At 59.9% G+C, this 21722-nt stretch carries 17 protein-coding genes and 5 pseudogenes; 11 read left to right on the forward strand and 11 right to left on the reverse strand.

Annotated elements, in window-relative coordinates; all coding sequences use genetic code 11:
* The 4 genes and pseudogenes from istA to NZK81_RS21635 all read right to left on the reverse strand — a co-directional run.
* Positions 1-1045 (reverse strand): IS21 family transposase (gene istA / locus NZK81_RS20620; RefSeq protein WP_260047900.1); only part of this gene is annotated, 1045 nt, incomplete at its 3' end.
* A gap of 355 nt (positions 1046-1400) precedes the next feature.
* Positions 1401-1584: pseudogene (locus NZK81_RS20625) on the reverse strand (IS21 family transposase); the annotation flags it as partial.
* Positions 1585-1649: 65 nt separating this feature from the next.
* The gene (locus tag NZK81_RS20630) at positions 1650-2138 is read right to left on the reverse strand and encodes a group II intron maturase-specific domain-containing protein (protein WP_229710697.1); all 489 of its coding nucleotides are present in this window, start codon (positions 2136-2138) and stop codon (positions 1650-1652) included.
* Between the two features lie 87 nt (positions 2139-2225).
* Positions 2226-2402 (reverse strand): annotated as a pseudogene (locus NZK81_RS21635) (group II intron reverse transcriptase/maturase); the annotation flags it as partial.
* 29 nt (positions 2403-2431) lie between these two features.
* On the opposite strand from NZK81_RS21635, the pseudogene NZK81_RS20640 reads away from it, so the two are divergent.
* The 3 genes and pseudogenes from NZK81_RS20640 to NZK81_RS20650 form a co-directional block, all read left to right on the forward strand.
* Positions 2432-2573: pseudogene (locus NZK81_RS20640) on the forward strand (transposase); the annotation flags it as partial.
* Positions 2574-2613: 40 nt separating this feature from the next.
* A complete protein-coding gene (locus tag NZK81_RS20645; protein WP_260047901.1) occupies positions 2614-3978 on the forward strand; it encodes a transposase in 1365 nt (454 codons plus the stop codon).
* An 83-nt stretch (positions 3979-4061) separates the two neighbouring features.
* Positions 4062-4498, forward strand: a pseudogene (locus tag NZK81_RS20650) (transposase); the annotation flags it as partial.
* Between the two features lie 123 nt (positions 4499-4621).
* On the opposite strand, the gene NZK81_RS21755 reads toward NZK81_RS20650, so the two are convergent.
* From NZK81_RS21755 to NZK81_RS20670, 5 genes and pseudogenes are all read right to left on the reverse strand, one after another.
* The gene (locus NZK81_RS21755; protein ID WP_188823734.1) at positions 4622-4945 is read right to left on the reverse strand and encodes a transposase; all 324 of its coding nucleotides are present in this window, start codon (positions 4943-4945) and stop codon (positions 4622-4624) included.
* Positions 4946-5448: 503 nt separating this feature from the next.
* Positions 5449-5837 (reverse strand): annotated as a pseudogene (locus NZK81_RS20655) (transposase); the annotation flags it as partial.
* Positions 5838-6293: 456 nt separating this feature from the next.
* Complete coding sequence (locus NZK81_RS20660; protein WP_188823736.1) at positions 6294-6791, reverse strand: aromatic-ring-hydroxylating dioxygenase subunit beta; 498 nt, start codon at positions 6789-6791, stop codon at positions 6294-6296.
* Positions 6788-7963, reverse strand: a complete 1176-nt coding sequence (locus NZK81_RS20665) for an aromatic ring-hydroxylating oxygenase subunit alpha (protein ID WP_188823738.1) — start codon at positions 7961-7963, stop codon at positions 6788-6790. The genes NZK81_RS20660 and NZK81_RS20665 overlap by 4 nt, the downstream gene beginning before the upstream one ends.
* A 41-nt stretch (positions 7964-8004) precedes the next feature.
* Complete coding sequence (locus NZK81_RS20670; RefSeq protein WP_188823740.1) at positions 8005-8991, reverse strand: dihydrodipicolinate synthase family protein; 987 nt, start codon at positions 8989-8991, stop codon at positions 8005-8007.
* Between the two features lie 146 nt (positions 8992-9137).
* On the opposite strand from NZK81_RS20670, the gene NZK81_RS20675 reads away from it, so the two are divergent.
* Positions 9138-9926: a 1,6-dihydroxycyclohexa-2,4-diene-1-carboxylate dehydrogenase gene (locus NZK81_RS20675; protein WP_188823743.1), complete on the forward strand. Its 789-nt coding sequence runs from the start codon at positions 9138-9140 to the stop codon at positions 9924-9926.
* A gap of 18 nt (positions 9927-9944) precedes the next feature.
* Here the strand turns inward: NZK81_RS20675 and NZK81_RS20680 are convergent, their stop codons facing one another.
* On the reverse strand, positions 9945-11171 hold the full coding sequence (locus NZK81_RS20680) for an NAD(P)/FAD-dependent oxidoreductase (RefSeq protein ID WP_260047902.1): 1227 nt from the start codon (positions 11169-11171) through the stop codon (positions 9945-9947).
* Between the two features lie 107 nt (positions 11172-11278).
* On the reverse strand, positions 11279-12925 hold the full coding sequence (locus NZK81_RS20685) for a sigma-54-dependent Fis family transcriptional regulator (RefSeq protein WP_024020829.1): 1647 nt from the start codon (positions 12923-12925) through the stop codon (positions 11279-11281).
* A 210-nt stretch (positions 12926-13135) separates the two neighbouring features.
* Between NZK81_RS20685 and NZK81_RS20690 the strand changes: the two genes are divergently transcribed.
* The 7 genes from NZK81_RS20690 to NZK81_RS20720 all read left to right on the forward strand — a co-directional run.
* Entirely contained in the window at positions 13136-14488 is a 1353-nt protein-coding gene (locus tag NZK81_RS20690) for an aromatic ring-hydroxylating dioxygenase subunit alpha (protein ID WP_008831827.1), read from the forward strand.
* The gene (locus NZK81_RS20695; protein ID WP_260047903.1) at positions 14481-15008 is read left to right on the forward strand and encodes an aromatic-ring-hydroxylating dioxygenase subunit beta; all 528 of its coding nucleotides are present in this window, start codon (positions 14481-14483) and stop codon (positions 15006-15008) included. The genes NZK81_RS20690 and NZK81_RS20695 overlap by 8 nt, the downstream gene beginning before the upstream one ends.
* A gap of 24 nt (positions 15009-15032) precedes the next feature.
* Positions 15033-16400, forward strand: coding sequence for an aromatic ring-hydroxylating dioxygenase subunit alpha (locus tag NZK81_RS20700; protein WP_188823836.1), 1368 nt, complete (start codon positions 15033-15035; stop codon positions 16398-16400).
* 14 nt (positions 16401-16414) lie between these two features.
* Positions 16415-16966, forward strand: a complete 552-nt coding sequence (locus NZK81_RS20705) for a 3-phenylpropionate/cinnamic acid dioxygenase subunit beta (RefSeq protein ID WP_188823838.1) — start codon at positions 16415-16417, stop codon at positions 16964-16966.
* 122 nt (positions 16967-17088) lie between these two features.
* Positions 17089-19647: a TonB-dependent receptor gene (locus NZK81_RS20710; protein ID WP_188823839.1), complete on the forward strand. Its 2559-nt coding sequence runs from the start codon at positions 17089-17091 to the stop codon at positions 19645-19647.
* Positions 19648-19733: 86 nt separating this feature from the next.
* Complete coding sequence (locus NZK81_RS20715) at positions 19734-20837, forward strand: alkane 1-monooxygenase (protein WP_188823841.1); 1104 nt, start codon at positions 19734-19736, stop codon at positions 20835-20837.
* 82 nt (positions 20838-20919) lie between these two features.
* The coding region (locus tag NZK81_RS20720; protein ID WP_260047904.1) for a 2Fe-2S iron-sulfur cluster binding domain-containing protein at positions 20920-21722 on the forward strand (803 nt) is incomplete at its 3' end.

Below are 21722 nucleotides of genomic sequence, written 5' to 3' on the forward strand. Positions count from 1 at the left end.
TCACGCGGATCAGGTCCGGCAGTTGCTCGACTTCGACGATCCGCCGCGTCCGGTCGGGCACGCTGTAGTAGTTGCCACCGACCGCCACGAGCCCGTCGTGGCTGACCCGCCGTTCGAGCTTCTGCACCGCATTGAAGCGGTGGTCCGGCAAGCGCTGCAGCTCTTCCTGCTCCTCGGCGAAGGCCTCTGCCACCACGCGCTGGGTCGTGCCATGCACCCGGACATTGGCCACCGTGTCGAGCCAGTCGATGAGTTGGGCGTTGAGATCCTCCATGTTGCGGAAGGATCGCCCCAGGAAGAAGTCCTCGCGGATATAGCGGAACGGCCGCTCGACCTTGCCTTTCGTTTTGGCGCGATACGGCCGGCACGCCCTGGGCTGGAAGCGATAGTGCTTCGCCAACGCCAGAAGCGAGGTATTGTAGACGATGTGACCCTGGTCGTCCTCGCCGGTCACCGCCGTCTTCATCCGGTCGTAAAGGATCTCGATCGGCACGCCGTCCAGCGCTTCGAAGGCCTGCATGTGGCAGCGCAGCAGCGTCTGCAGATCCTGATGCAGCACATAGCGGGCGAAGATAAAGCGGGAGTAGCCCAGCACCATGCTGAACAGCCAGACGATACGCACCACACCGGGCTCGTCGGTGAACTCTACCACGAAGCGCGCGAAGTCGACCTGGCCCTGCACGCCCGCCCTGGTCTCGAAGCGGACCTCGTAAGGCTTGGGGCCATGCTCGGGCCGGATCGCCGCGAGGTAACGCTTCACCGCCGTGTAGGCGCCCATGTAGCCCATCTCCCTGATCTCGCGGGTCAGCCGCGAGGCGGTCAGGTCAGGAAATGCCGACACCCGCTCGCGCAGGAACTCCATGTAAGGAGCGATCTTGCTCGGCCGGCCCGTCGTGCGCGGACCGTAGACCGGAACCTCGACGCCCCGCTCGATGTATTTGCGCACGGTCTTGGGATCGCGCCCCGTTCGGCGCGCGATCGCGGTCACCGACAGTCCCTGCCGGTGCAACTCCAGTATCATCATGGCTTCTCCAAGTCGGATCATCAGCGCCGCCTCCCACGAGGAGACTTTCTCGCGCCGATTTTGGCGTTGCCAATGAGCCGGGGTTAACCCCGGCTCATTGGCAATCAGGTCCAACAATCAGGGAATTTTCAAAGCCCACTTTTGCGGAGAATTACACGCCCACTGACAATAGCCTGTGATCCGGGCAAATTCATCGAGTATGCGGCCCTTTTCCTTGCGCCCTGCTGACCGATATCGATCCCGGACTGCCGAGATCAACTCCTCCCGTGTTGCCATGCTCACCTTCCTCATTCTAATCCTCCCGACGCCGCTGGCTTGGGAACATTTCCGATGAGGCAACACTCAATTCACAGGAACATTTCTGGCGAGGCAATGCACGGTTCACCGCCACCGGCACCGTGTCGCCGGCGTAGTCGATGAACAGCTTCTCACCGCCGGCATGGGTCTGTCTGGCGCATGACCAGCGGCAGCCGGCCTTCCCAGCCTCGGAACAGCTCGCACCAGCGACTGTAGCGGTAGCCGTCGGGATGAGCAGCAATGTATTCTTCCCACAGGACCTGAAAGCGCATAAGCGCTTCCCCTCCCCGAACCGTACGTGCACCTTTCAACGCATAAGGCTCTCTATTCAACCCTGGCCCATGGCCATGGCGACATCATGATAACGGGAAGTGACGGTGTTTCGGAGTTCGTCCCTGTAGATGTAGGGATTTCGCTCCGGGTTCCGCCACCGGAACTGCAACTTCTGGCTGGTGACCAGTCGTCGTAGCGCCTTGCCGACGGCATTGCCCTGATTGCTCCGGCTGTAAATCAGCCACGTCTTTGAGTGGCCGATTTCCGGAACGCGGTACCATTTGCGCATCAAGGGCTTGATGCGGGACCGGAATTTCTGCGCCAACCAGTGCGCCATTTTCCAGAACGCGACAGTGTCGATGCGCCGGAATGTGCGCGCCGTGAAGTCGGTGAACTTATAGAACGCGGCCCAGCTCGCCAGTTGGCGGTTCAGGCTGTCGATCATGTCCACCGTGGCAATCTCATGATTGCCGGAGAGGGTCTCGACCAATCGGCGAGCGAAGGTCTTGGCTTTCTCCTTGGGTATCGTCGAGACCACGGACATACGTCCGCTCGATCCCCGCCTGCGGATAATCCGGTGCCCGAGGAACACGAACCCGTCGTCGACGTGGGTGATATGGCTCTTGTCCATATTCAACGTCAGCTTCAGGTTGCCTTCCAGAAGGGCCCGGCATTCCTCGTGGATGGCCTCGGCATGTGCCTTGGTGCCCTTGACGATGACGACGAAGTCGTCGGCGTAACGGCAGAAGGCGACAGCAGGTTTCCATTGCCGGTTCTCGCGAACCGTGATGGGGCGTCCCTGCTGGATACCGAAGTTCTAGGCCCAGCGATCCTTTCGTGAACGAGCTCAAGAACCGGGGTGTGGCCGATATCCTGATCGCCGTCGTTGACGGTCTGAAAGGCTTCCCCGATGCGATCAACGCCGTGTTCCCCGAAACGGTCGCAAACCTGTATCGTGGGGTCATTGAAAAAGTCGCTCCGGTCTGATTCACTGTGTCGAGGCAGTGGGAGATGGCATTATGCTTGGCTGCAAGGAGCGGGGTCAGCTTGAACTATTCATCACGGGATCGCTTCGTCAGCTGATTCCGGACGATCACGTCCTGGCGCGGGTGGACCGGGTTCTCGACCTGAGATGGCTGCGCGACGAGGTCAGCGACCTTTACTGCGCTGACAATGGCCGTCCCGGTATCGATCCCGAGGTTGCGGTCCGGCTGATGCTCGCCGGGTTCCTGCTTGGTATCGTGCATGACCGCCGACTGATGCGCGAGGCGCAGGTGAACCTGGCGATCCGCTGGTTTTGCGGTTTCGCGCTACATGAGCCGTTGCCGGATCATTCTTCGCTGACGCGCATTCGTCAACGCTGGGGAGCAGAACGTTTCCGCCGTATTTTCGAGCGGACGGTGCAGGCTTGTATTGCCGCGAAGATTGCAACCGGCGAAGTCGTCCATATCGATGCCTCGCTGATCCGTGCCCATGTCAGCTGGGACTCGCTGGTTGTTCGCCACGTCGAGGCGGTCACCGAGGCGAACGACGAAACGCTTTTCGACAATCGCAAGAAGGGCAGGTCAAAGAAGGTTTGTGCCACCGATCCCGACGCGACCATGGCGACCAACGGCCGCAACCGCCGACTTGAACCGGCCTACAAACAGCACACCGCCGTGGACGATGTCGCCGGCGTCATCGTCGATGTAGAGGTTGCGACCGGTGAGGAGAACGAGGGTATAGCTGTGGTCGCACGGCTCGATGCCATCACCGCGACGACCGGCGCGGCGATGGCGGTTGCCACAATGGATGCCGGTTATGCCTATGCCAAAGTCTTCCGCGCGCTTGAAGATCGCGAGATCGAAGGCGTGGTTCCGGCCAAGGCCGAACCGCCGCCCGGCAAGGTCATTCCCACCCGTCGCTTCAAGTTTGATGCGCGCCACAACATCGCTCGCTGCCCTAGAGGCAAGATCCTGCACCCCAGGGGCAAGCTTCAGCGCGGAGCGTTTCAGCATTTTCATGCCAATGCCAAAGATTGCGCGGCATGCCCGCTCAAGGCGCGCTGCGTCAGCCCGTCGCGTTATGGCCGTGTGGTCGTGTTCAATGTCAATCACCCATCATTGCTACGGGCGCGGCGTAGACGGCTGCGGTGGGGTGAGCGAGAAGAACGGCTCTATCAGCGTCACCGCTGGCGGGTCGAAGGCGTCCATGGCGAAGCCAAAACCTGGCATGGTCTTGCGCGTGCCGTCCGGCGCGGTCTCGATAACATGCGCATCCAGGCATTCCTCACCGCCGCCGCGATTAACCTCAAGCGGCTCGCCGTCGCCCTGATTGCGCTGATTTACGGGGTTTTGAACACCCATACGCGCCGGAAACAGTTGCACAGCTTCGGTGTCGCTTGATCGTGCGCCCCAGTCGCAAAACTCGTGGCATTGGCAGACCATCTGTCGCAGATCGACGATAATGGGGCTTTTTCAACGACCCCATCGTGCATCTGATCCGCAACTCGATGAACTTCGCGTCCTGGAAGGACAGGAAATCCGTCGCTCAATCCCTGCGAAGCGTCTATCGCGCCAAGAATGCCGAAGCCGGCCTGCCGCGCTGGAAGCCTTCGAAGAAGGGCATTGGGGCCAGAAATATCCGCCCATCGCGCAAAGCTGGCGTTGCCACTGGGAGCAGGTCATCCCGTTCTTTGCCTTCAGCACACCGATCCAGCGGATGATCTACACAACGAATGCGATCGAGGCGCTGAACTCGAAGCTCAGGCGAGCCGTGCGCACCCGTGGCCACTTCCCCGGTGACGAGGCGGCGATGAAGCTGCTATACCTCGTCCTCAATCACGCGGCCGAGGAATGGAAACGGCCGCCGCGCGAGTGGACAGAGGCCAAAACCCAGTTTGCCGTTCTCTTCGGCGACAGGTTCATGGTACTGATGAACAAAACCGGCTCCGCGCACAAAATTACTGACAGTCCCGGGCCAGGCTGTGCGGATATCCATCTTGGCCAGGGCTTCAGCCTTGAGACCGGATACGTTGATGCAGACCCATCATGCCAACTCGAATTTACCCCTTGCCGACGGGGCGGGCCATACGTTTAGGATGTCGCGCTCCATCCGCGTGCGAACCAACTCGCGCTTCAGTTTCGTGATCTGCGATGCCTGATCAGCAGGCGATGGCAACGGCGCTATCGCGCCTGCCGACACCGCTTGCGAAAGCGGCCCACTGCGTGTCGACCGCCTCCATGCCTGCAGCATCGACGGCATAATGCCAACTTCAGCCGCAATATGGGCCAACGGTCGACCGCTGCGTTCCAGTAGCGCAACCGTCTCGCGTTTGAACTCGGGCGCAAATACCCGCTTCTGTGTAGTCATTATTGCACCTTCCTTGCCCCGCAGAGCTTAGCTAAGGTGTCCACCAAATCAGAGGAATATCAGCGTAATCCTCATCCAGTTTGTCGCGCTACACAGGAAGTCCGACGCATCGCCAACAAGCTTGTCCAGCGCTGTATAAGCCCGGCCTACGTCACTGCCTGGTCATGCTGGCGACGCGCGCATCAAGCCACCTCCAGACGCGCTCACCTCAAGTGAAAAATGCAACTGTAATGCTAGGGTTATCTGTGGACGCCCCGTAAGATGCAAGGGGTAATTGGAGGCTTGGCGTGTAGTCGGGTGCTTACATCTGTCCGGCCTTTAATGCGGCTTTATCGATGCCGCTGGCCCGTATGGGAGTTCACGGATCGGCTCCATATCAGGACTGCGTGCTTGGGTAGCACCTTGACCCTATCTGGTTTTGCTGATCCCGTCTCATCGACCGTTATGCCATATCTTCCATCTGACCTTCCTATATCTGCGCACACCCTCGTGGTCGTGACTGGTTACCCAGCCACGACCAGTGCTCTATAAGTCTCATTCTTCAGCATCAGCGCCCACACCGTCCGCGCCATCTTGTTGGCAAGTGCGGTGATCACCAGCATTCTTGGTTTGCGCGCCAGCATCCGTGCCTGCCATGAACCCGCTGGTGCGCCGCGCCTTGTTGCCTGACACACAACCGAGCTCGCCCCGATTATCAGGAGCCGTCGCAAGGTTCGTTCCCCATCTTCGAGGTAGCTCCAAGCTGCTGTTTGCCGTCAGTTGATTTTTGGAGTGGTGTCAGGCCCAGCCAGGCCGCGAAGTCCCGGCCCGTGCGGAACACTTCTGGCGGCGGTGCCAAAGCGGCCAGCGCCGTTGCTGTGATCGGACCGATATTAAGGATGGTCATCAACCGGCATGGATATGGACCGGCAAGTCGAGCTCGCAAAGACGTTCGTAGAGAGGGGTACCAATAGGGATTTCCCAGCGGTGGCGTGCCATTCATGCCTTGGCTTGGATCGGGGTTGAGCAAGGCACCGACGAAATCAAGTTCGTCGACAACCCGCAAGTCCAATCGACGATTCATGCCACCGGGCATTCCCGTTCAGGGTGAGGAACCGTCGAGGCGACAGCAGCTGAACGTCTGTTCCCACCGAATCCATCAAGACGTTCTGTTCAGCGCTTTACCGAAGTTGACCATCGCTCATTTTCGCGCCGTAAGCCTTGCCGTATTGCCCCCCAAACAATCAGATTGCTTCTGTGCGCATAAAGTGATACCGGAGCAACCAGATGGGCATGCGCGTCAATGATCATCTATCCATACTCCCGTTGGTTTCAGCGAATTTTCGGTCTGAAGACAGAGTGCAGCAACTCAAATCGGGTATACAAGATATCGGGGGAGGACCGAGGTGTCGAGTTCGGCGCGGCGGGACAGCAACTTGGCGTCGCCTGCGTCCGACAATCGCAGCCTGTCGAGATAACGGCCCACGGCAAGAACCTGGGTGACACCGGTATCCATCGGCGTCATGAACACCGAAAAATTCGAGATGGCTTCCGCCGTGCTGGCATCGACCTGCCAATGGCTGACGCGCTGGACGAAATGGCGGGTGCGGTAGTCCTGAAACGTCCCCGCCCAGATTTCGTTGACATACGTGACGCGATCTTCGAGTCGCGCGCGGCAATCGTCGAACATGAACCCGAGTTCAAGGTTGTGCTCGGTGTTCTCGGTCGCGCGGCAATAATAGGAGGCCTCGTTTTCCTCGGCATAGTTCGCCAGCCAGCCTTTCATGTCCTTGCTGTCGAGTGCATTGGCGTCGGCCAGCAACAGCCGGTCGAGCGCCATTTCCAGCCCGTCTATGGAGTCAGTCATGCCTCAGCCCTTTCGAAACCCATCACTGAACGATAATATTCCCAGCGGGGCAGGTTGCCACTTTCATCGTTCTGCAGAAATTCAGATTCCAGCTTGGATGGATCACGTACGCCCTTCTGGAAAATCGCATTCCCCGGGGTGTGGCTGCCGATATGAATCCTGTGGAAGATCGAGGCGTCTTCCATGCTGATCAATCCGCACGGGCCCAGTAGGTTCGAGCTTTGCCGCAAACGGTGGCGCAGCATTTCGTCGTCATCGTCCTGATGCGCGAAATAGGCGTAATGAACCTCGGTCGTTTCCGCGTCGATCGGGGTCGCGAAGCGCAGGTTGATGATGTCAAGGTGCTTGGTCGAGACGAAAGTAGGGAACAGTTGGACGATGCGCGATCCGACCGAGGGATCCTGCCCCTTGAACGCAATCAGATCCTTGTCCTTGAGAACGCTGGGGCCGCTCGCCACCGAAAGCGCCGATTCGAAGCACACGTGCCCGCGCCTGGTGCAGGTATATTGCCGCCCTTTCCCGCCTTGCCAGTTCAGCATCTTGAACGCAGCGTGCAACAAGGGAGCATGGTAACCGTCGTTGTCGTTGTAGCCCTTCCAGTTACTGTCATAGCGGACCTTCTGATAGCCCAGAAGCTTCAGGCGCCCGTCGCCGGCCATCAGCTCGCGCAGTGTTTCGCCAGCCTCTCCCAGGAAAGTCTCGAGCGGCTCAGTCTCGCTGGAAAAAGTCACGAAGATCAGGCCATAGAACAATTCGAACCGTGGCTGCCCTAGGGGATAGTCGGCCTTGTCGAAACCGGGCAGGAATTCACGCGGGTTGGGGCAGCCGACAAGGTCGCCTTTGGCGTTGAACAGCCAGCGGTGATAGGGGCACTCAAACTCGGTCTTGTTGCCCATCACCGCGGTTTCGAGCTGGTTGCTACGGTGCGAGCAGGCGTTGTAGAACACCCGCACCACGTCAGCCTCGTCGCGCGAGATCAAGAGCGGGATGCCGGCCAGCCGCATGGTCTTGAAATCACCCGGATTGGGCAATTCGCTTTCGTGGGCGATCGGATGCCATTCCGCACCGTGAAAGATCCGCTGGATCTCATCGGCGTAGAGATCCGCGCGGATAAAGGCAGCCTTGGGAACCTCGTTGTAGTTCTTCGGCCAGGTCAGAGTCGCTTCAGCCATCCTCGTTCTCCCACGGTTCGATTTCGGTGAATCAGATCATTTCAGCGTTCCGCCTCGAGCGCCTTGCCGAGCTCGGCCCACATCCGGCCGGAATTGCGTGCGCCTTCAAGGTAGGGCTCGGGACAAAGGTGGTAGGGCGGCCGGCACGGACCGGCGTTCATCCACCCCCCCGCCGTCATCCGCGCCTTTTCCAGCGGGATGTTGTAGGTCGAGAATTCCTTGAAGCTGCCGTTGGGGAACAGCGTCGCCGCGGTCGGCGCCAGCCGCCCCATGAACGCCTTGGCCCTGCTCCAGTCTCCGCTGGCACGGGCCTGGGCGACGACATCGCGCAAGGTCGTGCTGACCAGCGGATGGCAGACCGCGCCGCTGGTCCAGAAGGCATCGATTGAATCGTCCATCCGGGACGCGCCATAATAATCGAAATCGATCGGCAGCAGCTTGATCCGGCCCTTGATCGCGGCAAGATCGGGCAGCAAGGTGCTGACCCCGATGTACTTGGCGGTGACGACCTGGGGAAGCTCGGCGACCTGCGCCCAGAAGGTGCGCGGGAAATCGAACTTGAATGCTTCCGGGTTGGCATAGATCGCGATGTTGATATCGGGCACTGCCTCGGCAACATCGCGGTAGAACTGGACCGCCACATCAAGGCTGGGCGCACACCACATCGGGATACCGAGCATCGTGCCGGTAGCTCCGATATCGACCGCCTGGCGCGTCAGGGCGATGGTATCGCGCGTGTTGATGCAGGTCGTGCCGACAAACACTGGAACCCGTCCAGCAGCAGCATCGACGATCGTCTTCATGAAGACCAGCTTCTCGTCGAGCGTCATGGTCGCGGCCTCGCCCAGCGTTCCCATGCTAAGAATGCCATCGATCCCGGCCTCGATCAGGCCGTTGACCATGCGGGCCGCCTCATCGACGTTGACCGTATCGGTGGCGCGCCAATCGGAGGCACCTTCCCTAGAGGGCGTCGGGACGATAGCCCATGCGCCTTTCACATCAGCAGCAGTCAACAGAATACGCGCCAAGAAGCCTCTCCTAAACATCTCTGCGTTGGCTATTGTGTAATGCATTGCCCTACAGCTTGGCAAGAGCGGAATACCGAATTAATGGGTGGGGGTGAGAAGGACCGAATGTATCACGTGAACGCTGACTAACTTGGGGGAAGTTCAGAATGACCGGAGCAAACAGCAGATTTGCAGGCAAGATCGCGGTTGTCACAGGCGCTGCTCAGGGGATCGGTCTTGCTGCCGCCCTACGCTTGGGTCGCGAAGGGGCGACGGTGGTGGTTGCCGACCGGGCCGAGCAGGCGACTCGGGAAGCGGTTTCGCGACTTAGGGCCGAAGCTATCGACGCGCACTCTGCCATCCACGACCTTGAGCAACAGGCCGGAGCTGTTGACCTTTATCAGGCGGTCAGCGAAAACTTCGGACGGATAGACATAGCCGTCCACAATGTCGGCGGCACGATCTGGGCCAAGCCTTATTGGGAATACACCCCGGAAGAGATCGTCGCCGAAATCAACCGTTCGCTGTGGCCGACCCTGTGGTGCTGTCATGCGGTGCTTCCGTACATGCGCGCAGTTGGCCGAGGATCGATCGTCAACATCGGATCAGTGGCGACCCGCGGCATCAACCGGGTGCCCTATGCGGCGGCGAAGGGCGGTGTGTCGGCGCTGACGGCAGCCTTGTCACTGGAACTGGGGGACTGCGGCATCCGGGTCAACTGCGTGGCCCCGGGCGGGGTAAATGTGACGCGGGTTACGCCGCGCAACACCGCCACTCCATCGGACGCAGACCGCAAGGGCTTTGACGAAGTGATGGAACAGACCCTGCGCGACACTCCGCTCGGCCGTTTTGGCGAGCCTGAGGAGCTGGCCGCGGCGATATGTTTCCTCGCGGCTGACGAGGCATCCTATGTCACGGGCCAGACGCTCTTTGTGGCTGGTGGCGGCATCGGCTGATTCCCGGCCCCGCGTGGCTTAGCCCGCCTGCTTGAGGAGGTCGCGCAGGGAAACATTGGCATCAGACAGCTGCACGGCCTGGGCCTTGGCCCGACGCTCCACCAGCCGCTTACCGATGCCCATGTCAGGGGCGCGGTTGACGGTCAGGATGCCCTCGACCGTCTCGCCCGACTGGAAGAATGCGGCAAATGCGTTGCTAGCCATGTCACCACGCACGGTCACCTCGGCCTGCACCGGGATATGGCCACAGAACTGGATGTTGAGATCGTACTGGTCACTCCAATACCAAACCGGCTTGCAGTAATCGACCTCCTGCCCGAGCATGGCGAGGGCCGCAGCTTGGGCCTGATCGGCGGCATTTTGGTAGGTTTCCTGACGGATATGGCCGCCAAAGAAACTGTCCTGTTCGGCGACATCGCCAGCGGCAAAGACATTTGCGCTGCTGGTGCGGCATTGGCGATCGACGATGATGCCGTTGTTGGTGGCGATGCCGGCGTCCCGTGCCAGGCTGATCTCCGGCACGATCCCGACCCCGACCACTACGGCATCGCAATCGACCAGCGAACCGTCATCGAGTTCGACGCGCGTCACCCTCCCGTCTAGCACCTTCATCGCGGTCACGCCGCGCCCGAAGCGGGTATCGACCCCGCGCTGGCGATGCTCCACGCCCAGCCACTGCCCGAACTGCGGCCCAAGCGCACGGATCATCGGCGCGGCAAGCGGTTCGATCGCGGTCACTCGGCACCCCAGCTTGACCGCGCTGGCCGCGACTTCAGCCCCGATCACACCCATGCCGATGATGACGATCCGGGCGCCGTCCCTGAGGTCCGTCGCCATCCGGGTGGCATCGTCCCGGGTGCGCAGGTAATGCACGTTGGCGGCGTCGGCACCCTCCATGTTGAGCTTGCGGGCGGAACCACCGGTGGTCAGCAGGATGCGGTCGGCTTGGACCAGGTCTCCGCCCGTCAGGCGCACAGCGCTCGCCGCCAGGTCGAGCGCTTCGGCACGCGTGCCAAGCCGCATTTCGATGCGGTTGGCGGCGTACCAGGCCTCGTCATGAAGGAAGAAATTGTCCGGTACATTGGCCGGATCCCACAACACCTCCTTGGACAGGGGCGGGCGCTCGTAGGGCCGCCACGGTTCTTCGCCGATAAGGGTGATCCGGCCATCGAAGCCAGCCTGGCGCAAGGACTCCACCGCGCGGCCACCCGCAAGATTTGCTCCGACCACGGCTACCGATTTCATGCGATTCTCCCAACTTTGCGTGCTTTCCCGGTCTTATTGCCGGAAGGCGCACCTCCCTATAGACCTTCTTTGCACAATATGCAATGCGTTGCGAGAGTTAACGCGCGCTAGGCGGATTCCTGGATTTCCATTTTTTCAAGACGCAAGGCGAGCTGCCGACGGGTAAAGCCTAAGGTGCGCGCCGCGCGAGCAACGTTGCCCCCACTTGCATCAAGGGCCTCGCGGATCACCAGCCCTTCCATTTCCAGCAGGCTTCCGCCCTCATCGACGATCAGATCCAGCATCTGGCGCACCAAGTTGGCGCGACTACCAACATTGTCAACGGCGCTGATCCTGCCATCGTTGGTCATGCACATCGCCGGCTTCAATTCGAGGCCGTCGGTTTCCAAGAACAGGTGTCTGACGTCGATCGCTCGTCCGTCGTCCGCCAACAGCACGGCGCGTTCCACCATTCGCTCAAGTTCGCGCACATTGCCCGGGAAATCGTAAGCCAACAGCGCGTTAATCGCCCGCGGAGTGAAGCCCGATACTGTTCGGCCATGGCGCAGGGCATAACGCAGACGGAAGTGTTCCAGCAGCACCGGAATGTCCTCGCGGCGCTGGCGCAGCGGCGGCACCCGGACCGGTAAAGTCGATATCCGGTAGAACAAGTCGGCACGAAACGTGCCTTCCCGCACCGCCTCGTTAAGTTCCACATTCGATGCTGCGATCAATCGGACATCCACCTTGATCGTCCGCGTATCGCCGACCCGCTCGAACTCACCTTCCTGGACAGCGCGCAGAATCTTCGATTGTGCAAGTGGCGACAGTGTCGATATCTCGTCCAGGAACAGCGTGCCGCCATTGGCCAGCTCGAACCGACCGGGCCGGGCGGCAACCGCGCCAGTATAGGCCCCCTTGGCCACGCCGAACAGCTCCGATTCGATCAGCCCCTCAGGGATCGCCGCGCAGTTGAGCGCGATGAACGGCTCCGCCTCGCGCGTGCTCAGCCGATGAGCGAGCTTGGCCAGCACTTCCTTGCCGACCCCGGTCTCGCCCATTAACAGCAGCGTCGCATTGCTCGCTGCGGTGCGTTCGATCATGGTCTTGGCTGAGAGGAACGCTGCCGATATCCCAATCACCGTTTGGCCCGCATCATGCCACGTTTCGGACAGGACCAGCGGCGTCGCGGCCAATTCGAGGTCGTCCAACTGATCCCATTCGGGTTTTGGTTTGGCGTGAAGTACGCAGGCAGCATCGCCTCGCCCCGCACATTCCACTTCGCGCATGATGATCGGTTGTCCCGCGAAGGTTGTGGCAAAGCCGCTTGCAAAGCCGGTCTGCATCCAGCACACCGGATCGGTGCTGTGCCCCATCGCGTTGAGATGGATCGCCGCCTCCATCGAATCGTGGACCGTGAACCGGCCTTCGAAATGCCCCCGCGAGGGATCGTTTTCAAGAGTTTCGATCTGGGTCCAGCCGAACCCGGTCAAGGCGTGTGCCTGCGGTCCGACCGCGAATGCTTCAAGATAATCACCATCCGGGCGCAATTTCTTCGCGCCGATCGCGCACCGTGCGCCTTCGGCAAAACCGACACCCCAGAAGAACCGGCTGGCCGCTTCTAGCCCCAATTCGGCCACCAGGCGGCTGCGCCAGCTGGCCAGGGCCGCTTGGCTGAGCAGTACGCAGCGTTCACCGTCATGCCAGATCCGGCCCATTTCCGGTGAGAACAGCAGCTTGCTGGCAAGGTCGGCGTATCCTGGGAGCGTCTCCATCCGGTCAGCTTATCAGATTCGTAACTTCCGGCCCAGACTTAAGCCTCGACATTTACATATACGTCGATCTGCACGGTGCCTCGCCGTGGGATTGACCAACCGGACTGCGGTAAATCGGCCCAAAAACGATATTGGCACGATTCGTGCTTATAACTGTCCCGACAAGAAAAATCGATGGCGGCTTTAGCCATGCTGTTGGGAGAGGATCAAATGAACGACAACATTGCCGATCTGGTTGATTCACGCACCGGGCGCCAATCGCGCTCGATCTACGCGAGCGAAGACATCTATCGGCAGGAACTTGAGCGGATCTTCGGGCGCTGCTGGCTGTTCCTGGTCCACACCAGCCAGATTCCGAAGCCGGGCGACTATTTCCGCACCTTCATGGGCGAAGACGATGTGATCGTGATCCGCCAGAAGGACGGGTCGATCAAGGCGTTCCTTAACAGCTGCACCCACCGCGGGAACCGGATCTGCCGCGCCGATCGCGGCAATGCGCGCGCCTTCACCTGCAACTATCACGGCTGGTCTTTTTCCCCGGACGGCGCGCTCGCCGGGGTGCCGCTGGAAAGCGAGGCCTATTTCGGCGAACTCGACCGCACCAAGTTCGGCCTGATCCCGGTGACGAAAGTGGCCGAGTACAAGGGCCTGGTGTTCGGCTGCTGGGATGCCAATTCGCCCAGCCTCGATGACTATCTGGGCGATGCCAAGTTTTTCCTCGATGTCTGGCTGGATGCCATGCCGGGCGGATCGGCACTGCTCGGCGAGACGCAGAAGATGGTGCTGGGCACCAACTGGAAGCTGCCAGTCGAGAACGTCTGCGGCGATGGCTATCACCTGGGCTGGGCACATGCCGGCGCGATGGCAGCAGTCCAGTCGATGGACCTCACCGGGCTCAGCGTCGGCAATTCCGGGGTCGATCTCGATGGCGGGCTGTCGGTCGCCGGCATGAACGGGCACATGGTCTTGAGCGCGCTCGACGGCGTTTCCGGCTACGCCTTCTATCCTGATCCCAAGCCGATCCTCGAATACCTAGAGGCCAACCGCCAGACGGTGATCGACCGTCTGGGCGAAGTGCGCGGCAGGCAGGTGTGGGGTGCGCAGGTCAACATAACCATTTTCCCCAACCTGCAACTGCTGCCCGGGCTCAACTGGTTCCGGGTCTATCATCCAAAGGGTCCCACCCAGATCGAACAGTGGACCTGGGCCATGGCCGAAAACGACATGCCCGAGGCGGTGAAAGCGCAGATTCTCGAAAACCAGTGCCTGACCTTCGGCTTGGCGGGCCTTTTCGACAACGACGATGGCGACAATCTGACCGCCTGCACCGAACAGTCGCGCGGCTGGCGCACGGCGCAGATGGATGTCTACACCAACATGGCGCTGGGCCGCTCGGGCAAGCGCGAGGGCTTCCCCGGCGATATCGCCTCCGGCTTGGTAAGCGAACACAACCAGCGCTATTTCTACCGCCGCTGGCAAGAGCACATGATGGCGGAAACCTGGGCCGAAGTGCCCACGTACAACATTAACTCGCTGACCGACGAGGAGGCCGAGCATGCTTGACCGACCGCTTGCCCCTCCCCCGGTGGAGGTGATCGTTGCAGTTACCCAGGCACTCCACCGCGAAGCCCGGCTGCTCGACAACGAAGATCTCGACGGCTGGCTGGCCATGCTTGGCAAAGACGTCAGCTATCGCCTGGAACTGAAGAGCCGAAGGTTCCGCGCTGACCGTTCGCCGCCTTTGCCACTTGGCCCAGGGGTAATCTTCAACGAGGATCTGGGTCGGCTCAAAATGCGGGTGGATCGCCTGAAATCCGGCTTCGTCTGGGCCGAGGATCCGCCCAACTACATCCGCCGCGCTGTCTCCAACGTCGAGGTGCTGGCCAACCAGGCCGATAACGAGGTGCGGGTCCATTCTGTGCTGGTGATGCACCGGAACCGGATCGACGGCACTACCCGCCTGCTCACTGCGGGGCGCACCGACCGGTGGCGTAGCGAGGGTAGCTGCTGGTTGCTCGCCTCGCGCGACATCGTGCTTGACCACTCGGTTATGCCAGACAGCAATCTCAACGCCTTTTTCTGAATATCTTAACTGGAGAGATCTATCATGCGAATTGAACGTATTGGCCGCGAACCGGATTATTCACGCTACATGGACCTCAAGGAAGGCTGGCTTGACCGCCGGATCTTTTCGGATGCCGACATCTACGAGGAGGAGCTGTACCGCATTTTCGCGCGGTCGTGGCTGTTCGTTGCCCACGAAAGCCAGATCCCCAGTTCCGGAGACTTCCTGACGACCCACATGGGCGAAGATGCGGTGATCGTCGCCCGCCAGCCCGACGGGTCGATCCGGGTCATGCTCAATTCCTGCCCGCATCGCGGCAACAAGGTCTGCTTCGCCGATGCCGGGAACACTCGTCGGTTCGTCTGCAATTACCACGGCTGGGCGTTTGACACCGCCGGCGACCTCAAGGGCATGCACGAGGAATATTGCTACGACGCGGGCGATATCGACTTCAAGAACCATGGCCTCAAGAACGTCGCCAAGGTCGGCAACTACAAGGGCCTGGTGTTCGCCACGTTCAACAGCGATGCGCCGAGCCTGGAAGCCTGGCTGGGCGATTTCCGGTGGTATCTCGACATGATCCTCGACAACGAGGAAGGCGGCACCGAATTCATCGGTGGCTGCATCAAATCGGTGATCAGCGCCAACTGGAAGTTCGGGGTCGAGAACTTCATCGGCGACGCCTATCACGCTGGCTGGACGCATGATTCAGGGGCACGATCGATGAACAACGGCCAGCCTTTCCCGCCGATCGACATGCAGAATTCCTATCACGCCAGCATGAACGGGCACGGCTGGGAATTCGGCACCGAAGGCGTGGGCGATCTTGTTCTGCTGGGCCGCCCCAAGGTCATGGACTATTACAACAAGATCCGCCCGAAGATGGCCGAACGCCTGGGCGAAATGCGCTCGAAGATCTTCGGCTCGGTCGCCTCGGCCTCGATCTTCCCCAACGTGTCCTTCCTGCCCGGCATCTCCACCTTCCGCCAGTGGCAGCCCAAGGGGCCGATGCAGTTCGAGCTCAAGACCTGGGTGATCGTCAACAAGGCCATGCCCGACGACATCAAGGAAGAAGTCACCAAGGGCGTCATGCAGACCTTCGGCCCCGGTGGCACGTTTGAAATGGACGATGGCGAAAACTGGGAAAACTGCACCACGGTCAACCGCGGTGTAGTCACCCGACATGAACGCCTGCATTATCGCTGCGGCATCGGGCGCGAGATAGAGCACGATACCCTGCCGGGCATTGTCTATCGCGGGCAGTACAACGACGCCAACCAGCGCGGCTTCTACCAGCGCTGGCTCGACATGATGACCCATGACGAGTTCGGCAAGATGCCGGCACGCCCCGAACCGCGGCTTGGCAATGTGGCCGAAACCCGCGACCTGCCCGGCCTGTTCGCGCTCTGAGAGGAACTACAGCCATGACCGACACCGCAACCCTCAAGCGCACACGCGAAGGCACTGCCGCATCGCTCGAACTGACCCACGCGCTGACCCAGACGCTGTATCGCGAAGCGCGCCTGCTCGACACCGAGAACTATGCCGACTGGGCCGAGATGCTGGCGGAAGACCTGCATTACCACATGCCTGGAATCGAAACCCGCTATCGCCGCGACAAGACCGAGCAGGTGACCGACCTGACCCGGATGGCCTATTACAACGACAGCAAGCCCGAAATCCTCAAGCGGCTTTCACGGCTCGAGACTGGCACGGCCTGGTCGGAGGATCCGGCGACGCGCTACACCCACATCATCACCAACGTCGAGGTGGAGCTTACGGAAAAGGCCGACGAGTTCCGAGTCTATTCGAACTTCTATGCTTATCGCAATCGCAACGAACGCGACGAGGATTCGCTGGTTGGCAACCGTATTGACATCTGGCGCCAAGTCGGCCACGCCTTTCAACTGGTCAAACGCCGCGCGATTCTCAAGCACAATGTGATGCTCAGCAAAAACCTGAACATTTACATCTGAATCCGTCCTTAACCTTTATGTCTCAGGAAATCTTACGGTACCTAACCGCCAATAGGTGCCAAGCAAGAAGGGCACGATCGCAGATCCACTGTTCTGAATTACTTTAAATAGGGAGAAAACGAATGAAAAAAAAAATGGGATGCTTGAATTTAAGGAAGCTAGCGCTGCGTGCTAGCGTATCGATGCTTGTCGGGCAGGTAGGCCTTGTCCCCATGGCCGTATATGCTCAGGAAGCGGCATCGAGCGAGCAGCAGGTCGAAGAGCAGAACAACGAAGGCGGCCTAGGTGAAATCATCGTCACCGCGCGCAAGCGCGCCGAAAATTTGCAGGATACACCTGTTGCGATCACCGCGATGAACGCTGAAATGCTGGAATCGCGGCAGATCAACAACGTCGCGCAGGTATCGAAGTTCGCGCCCAACGTGAACATCCAGCCGGTCGCCAACATTTCAGGTTCAAGTGCCTCGATAACAGCGTTCATTCGCGGCGTCGGCCAAACTGATTTCAACATTACTGTGGATCCAGGCGTGGGCGTTTACGTAGATGGTGTCTATGTTGCGCGTTCCGTTGGCGCACTGCTCGACATATCGGACATCGCAAGTGTGCAAATTCTGCGTGGTCCTCAGGGAACTTTGTTTGGTAAAAATACGATTGGTGGCGCGATTGTAGTAAACTCGGTCCAACCACAGAACAAGTTCGACCTGAGGCTCGAGGCGACCACCGGTCGTTTCAATCGCGCCGATTTCAAGGGCATGGTCAATTTACCGCTGAGTGACAATCTAGCAATGCGGGCTGTTGCCTCTTATGAAACACGTGATGGCTTTCAACGCCGGCTGTCCGATGGGGGCCGACAGGGCAACAAGGACAGCTTTGGTGCCAGGCTTGCCTTCAAGTGGGAACCGACCGACAAGCTAACCGTCAACCTGAGCGGTGACATCAATATCCGCCGCGAAGAGCAAACAGCCATTTCATTGATCGAACTTCGGGACCAACCTGTTCCGTTGCGATTTGTCGATGTTCCGAACAGCGCGCCTCCGGGCGGATCCAATCGTCAGATTGCCGCACCAAGCTCAATGTATTTCTGGAACAAGATCACGCAAGCCGGGCAAGGTTGCGGAACGCCTTGGAGCGGTCTTGGTGCTCCTGGCACTTTGGCGCCGATCGATAACCCAGCGTGTGCAAGCACTCGTTGGATCACAGGTGATCCAGACACCACATGGGCTGGTGGTAAGAACCAGTCGGACCTTGATCTTTGGGGAGTTAATCTAACTCTGGATTACGAACTCGGCGACTTTGCCCTAAAATCAATTTCAGCTTATCGCGACCAGAGCACTGTGGCTGAGTACGATTTCGACGGGACTCCACATAATATTCTTCAGCTGCCTTTACACGTTGACGTCTGGCAGGCCTCCCAGGAACTGCAATTGAACGGAAGTCTGCTCGATGATCGAATTAAATTTACAGCAGGCGTGTATTACTTGAAGGAAAAGGGTACTGATTACACCCCAATGGAATTCGGCTTTGCCCGCTTCATTACTGGTGGTGACATCGATAATGATAGCTTTGCTTCCTTTGCTCAAGCGACATTCAAGTTAACAGATCGTTTTTCAATTACACCAGGTATTCGCTACACCAATGAGACAAAGCGATACGATCCATCGAGCCAGGTTACGTTCGTCGACCGATCCGTCTCCGATCCAATTCTTGCTTCGCTCTACCCCCAGGGGGCGTTTATCGCCTTCAGCCAGTGCCTTGTTGGTCAGGCCGTGCCAGGCGTGATCCCCCCGGGCACTGCAGGTCTCGAAGCGTTGGCTGGCTTCCCGCTCCCAGGCGGATGCACACCATCAGCCACAAACCCTGGTGGCAACCACACAATGCCGGCTGTTGAAGTCCAGGCCAAGGCGAAGGAATGGACCCCAGCTGTCTCGATAGATTACAAGATCACAGACGATATGCTGATCTATGCGTCCTACTCGAAAGGCTTCAAGAACGGTGGGTTCAGCCAGCGCATCTTCCCCGCGGAGGTAACAACCCCCTCATTCACGCCCGAGTTCGTCGAATCCTATGAGGTCGGCTTGAAGAACGAGTTCTTCGACCGCCGTCTGCGGCTCAATCTGGCTGCGTTCCTGTCCGATTACAGCGACATGCAGATCGTCGTGAACGAAGGGATCGCGCCCAAGGTTCGTAACGCAGGTGCAGGCCGGATCAAGGGTTTCGAAGTTGAGGGTGAGGCTGCACCGATCGATCAAGTGCGCCTGACCTTTGGTGTCGGCTATCTTGATGCCTATTATACCGATATCGACCTTTCAGCAGCCCCGGTCACCAAGGACTCCAAGTTCGCCTTCGTCCCTGAATGGACGGCTTCAGCAGCAATCAACGCTGACGTTTACCAAGGCAGCATGGGCAAGCTGACCCTGCGTGGTGACTGGTCTTATCAGAGCAGCACGTTCAAGGACGCCGTGAACAACCCGCAGCTGTTCCAGCCGGCCTACAGCGTGTTCGGGACCAGCGCCTCGTTCACCGACAAGAGCGAGCACTTCACCCTGACTGGCGGCGTCACCAACCTGACAAACAAGCGGTACATCCAGGGCGGTTACGTCGATCTCGACATCGGCGGAGCAGCGACAGCCAGTTTTTCGCGTCCGCGCGAATGGTTCCTGAAGCTTGCATACAAGTACTGATGAAGGCCCGAGGGCGGTGGCCCGCCGCCGCCCTCACCCTTGCCTCGACGGGCAAGGCCAGAACAGAATAACTCGGGAGAAATCCGATGGACGGACTGCGCTATTTTCTCATCCCGGGCATGACCTTGGCGGGCGTTATCGGATTCATGCTGGGCGGCAGCTACGTCTGGCTGGGCGCGGCGACCTTTCCGGTGTTGATGACGCTGGATATTCTGCTGCCGGCGGACCACAAGATGCGCGCGCAGGGCACGGCACTGCTTGGCGATTTCGCCATGTACCTCCAGCTCCCGTGCATGATCCTGCTGGTCTGGGCCTTTGCCCGATCGGTTGCGACCGCGATCAACCCGATCACCGGCGCCGACAATTCAAGCTGGCAACTGGCCGGATCGCTGCTCAGCCTGGGCTGGCTCTCGGCGGTGCCGACCCTGCCGGTGGCGCACGAGCTGATGCACCGCCGCCACTGGTTTCCACGCTATGTCGCCAAGTGTCTGAGCGCGTTCTACGGCGACCCCAATCGCGATATCGCCCATATCGTCACCCACCACGTCCATCTCGACACGGCCAAGGATAGCGATACCCCTCGGCGCGGGCAGACCATCTACAGCTTCGTGTTCCAGGCGACTTGGGGTTCCTACAAGGATACTTGGGAAAAGTCGGCCGAAATCCTACGCAAGCTCGGCCATGCTTCGCTGGGATGGCGCAATCCGGTGTGGCTACTGCCGCTCTTATCGGGCAGTATCATCGTCTTTGTGGGCTTGACGGCAGGCCTTGGCGCGGCGCTGACCGCTGTCGGCGCGATGGTAATGGCCAAGATGTTCGTGGAGGGGTTCAACTACTTCCAGCACTATGGCCTGATCCGGGTCGAAGGGGCGCCGATCGAGCTCCATCACGCCTGGAACCACCTTGGCGCGATCGTCCGGCCGATCGGTGCGGAAATCACCAACCACATCAACCATCACCTTGACGGGCATATTCCCTTCTATGCGCTGAAGCCCGAACCGCAAGCGCCGCAGATGCCCTCACTGTTCCTGTGCTTCGCCGCCGGACTGATCCCGCCGGTCTGGTTCCGCTTCATCGCGCAACCGCGCCTCAAGGACTGGGACGAATGTTTCGCCACCCCCGGCGAACGCAAGCTGGCGGATCAGGCCAACGCACAGGCTGGTTGGCCGCGCTGGCTGGCCAGCACTTGAACGCCAAGCCAATCGTCTACCCTCATTCGGGCGACAAACCGCAACTGCGGATTCCGCCCGCCCATTTCGGACAAACCCGACAATGTTTTCTTTCCTGCGCAAATCCAAGATGAACACCGTAACCGTGGAAGGATCGCCGACCACGCTTGACACACCGGCGGGCAAAACACTTCTTGAAGCGATGCTGGACGCGGGTCTGGCCATGCCGCACGATTGCAAGGTCGGCTCATGCGGTACCTGCAAATTCAAGCTCCTGTCCGGCAAGATCAGTGAATTGAGCCCGTCGGCCCTTGCACTTGAGGGCGAAGAACTGCGCCGCGGCTTTCGCCTCGCCTGCCAGGCCATTCCGCGCTCGGATCTGACAATCGCGGTTGATGCGCCACTCTCGCAAGGGATCGCCATTGCTGCATATCGCGGCACCATCGTCGCCGCGCTACGGCTGTGCGAGGATATAATCGGGATGACCATCGAACTGGACCGGCCGCTGGCCTTCACTCCCGGACAATACGCTGATCTGACCGCTCCCGGCATCGAAGGTGCACGCAGTTATTCATTCGCCTTCGCGACGGTTGGCGGCCCCACCCAGCAACTGCATTTTCACATCCGGCACGTTCCGGGCGGCGCATTTACCGACTGGCTGTTCTGCACCGATCGCACCGGAATGGAGCTGAAGGTTGCCGCCCCCTATGGGCAATTCGCTCTCAAGGACAGCACTGCCCCCATTCTTTGCATCGCCGGGGGTAGTGGTCTAGCGCCGATTATCTCGATTCTGGAGCAGGCGCTTGACCGGGGCGCAGACCGGGCGGTGCACCTGCTGTACGGTGCGCGCCGTCAGTCCAATCTCTATGCCCTCGACAAAATTGCGGCCCTTCGTCAACGCTGGAT

The organism is Novosphingobium mangrovisedimenti (assembly GCF_025153475.1).
Lineage (GTDB): Bacteria > Pseudomonadota > Alphaproteobacteria > Sphingomonadales > Sphingomonadaceae > Novosphingobium > Novosphingobium mangrovi_A.

Bases quoted from the DNA above. Each gene is read 5' to 3' on its own strand.
- NZK81_RS20700 (WP_188823836.1), top strand. From the start codon at position 15,033: ATGCGAATTGAACGTATTGGCCGCGAACCGGATTATTCACGCTACATG.
- NZK81_RS20695 (WP_260047903.1), top strand. From the start codon at position 14,481: ATGCTTGACCGACCGCTTGCCCCTCCCCCGGTGGAGGTGATCGTTGCA.
- NZK81_RS20680 (WP_260047902.1), bottom strand. From the start codon at position 11,171: ATGAAATCGGTAGCCGTGGTCGGAGCAAATCTTGCGGGTGGCCGCGCG.
- NZK81_RS20690 (WP_008831827.1), top strand. From the start codon at position 13,136: ATGAACGACAACATTGCCGATCTGGTTGATTCACGCACCGGGCGCCAA.
- NZK81_RS20705 (WP_188823838.1), top strand. From the start codon at position 16,415: ATGACCGACACCGCAACCCTCAAGCGCACACGCGAAGGCACTGCCGCA.
- NZK81_RS20715 (WP_188823841.1), top strand. From the start codon at position 19,734: ATGGACGGACTGCGCTATTTTCTCATCCCGGGCATGACCTTGGCGGGC.
- NZK81_RS20645 (WP_260047901.1), top strand. From the start codon at position 2,614: ATGCTTGGCTGCAAGGAGCGGGGTCAGCTTGAACTATTCATCACGGGA.
- NZK81_RS20685 (WP_024020829.1), bottom strand. From the start codon at position 12,925: ATGGAGACGCTCCCAGGATACGCCGACCTTGCCAGCAAGCTGCTGTTC.
- NZK81_RS20630 (WP_229710697.1), bottom strand. From the start codon at position 2,138: ATGTCCGTGGTCTCGACGATACCCAAGGAGAAAGCCAAGACCTTCGCT.
- NZK81_RS20660 (WP_188823736.1), bottom strand. From the start codon at position 6,791: ATGACTGACTCCATAGACGGGCTGGAAATGGCGCTCGACCGGCTGTTG.
- NZK81_RS21755 (WP_188823734.1), bottom strand. From the start codon at position 4,945: ATGACTACACAGAAGCGGGTATTTGCGCCCGAGTTCAAACGCGAGACG.
- NZK81_RS20675 (WP_188823743.1), top strand. From the start codon at position 9,138: ATGACCGGAGCAAACAGCAGATTTGCAGGCAAGATCGCGGTTGTCACA.
- NZK81_RS20710 (WP_188823839.1), top strand. From the start codon at position 17,089: ATGAAAAAAAAAATGGGATGCTTGAATTTAAGGAAGCTAGCGCTGCGT.
- NZK81_RS20665 (WP_188823738.1), bottom strand. From the start codon at position 7,963: ATGGCTGAAGCGACTCTGACCTGGCCGAAGAACTACAACGAGGTTCCC.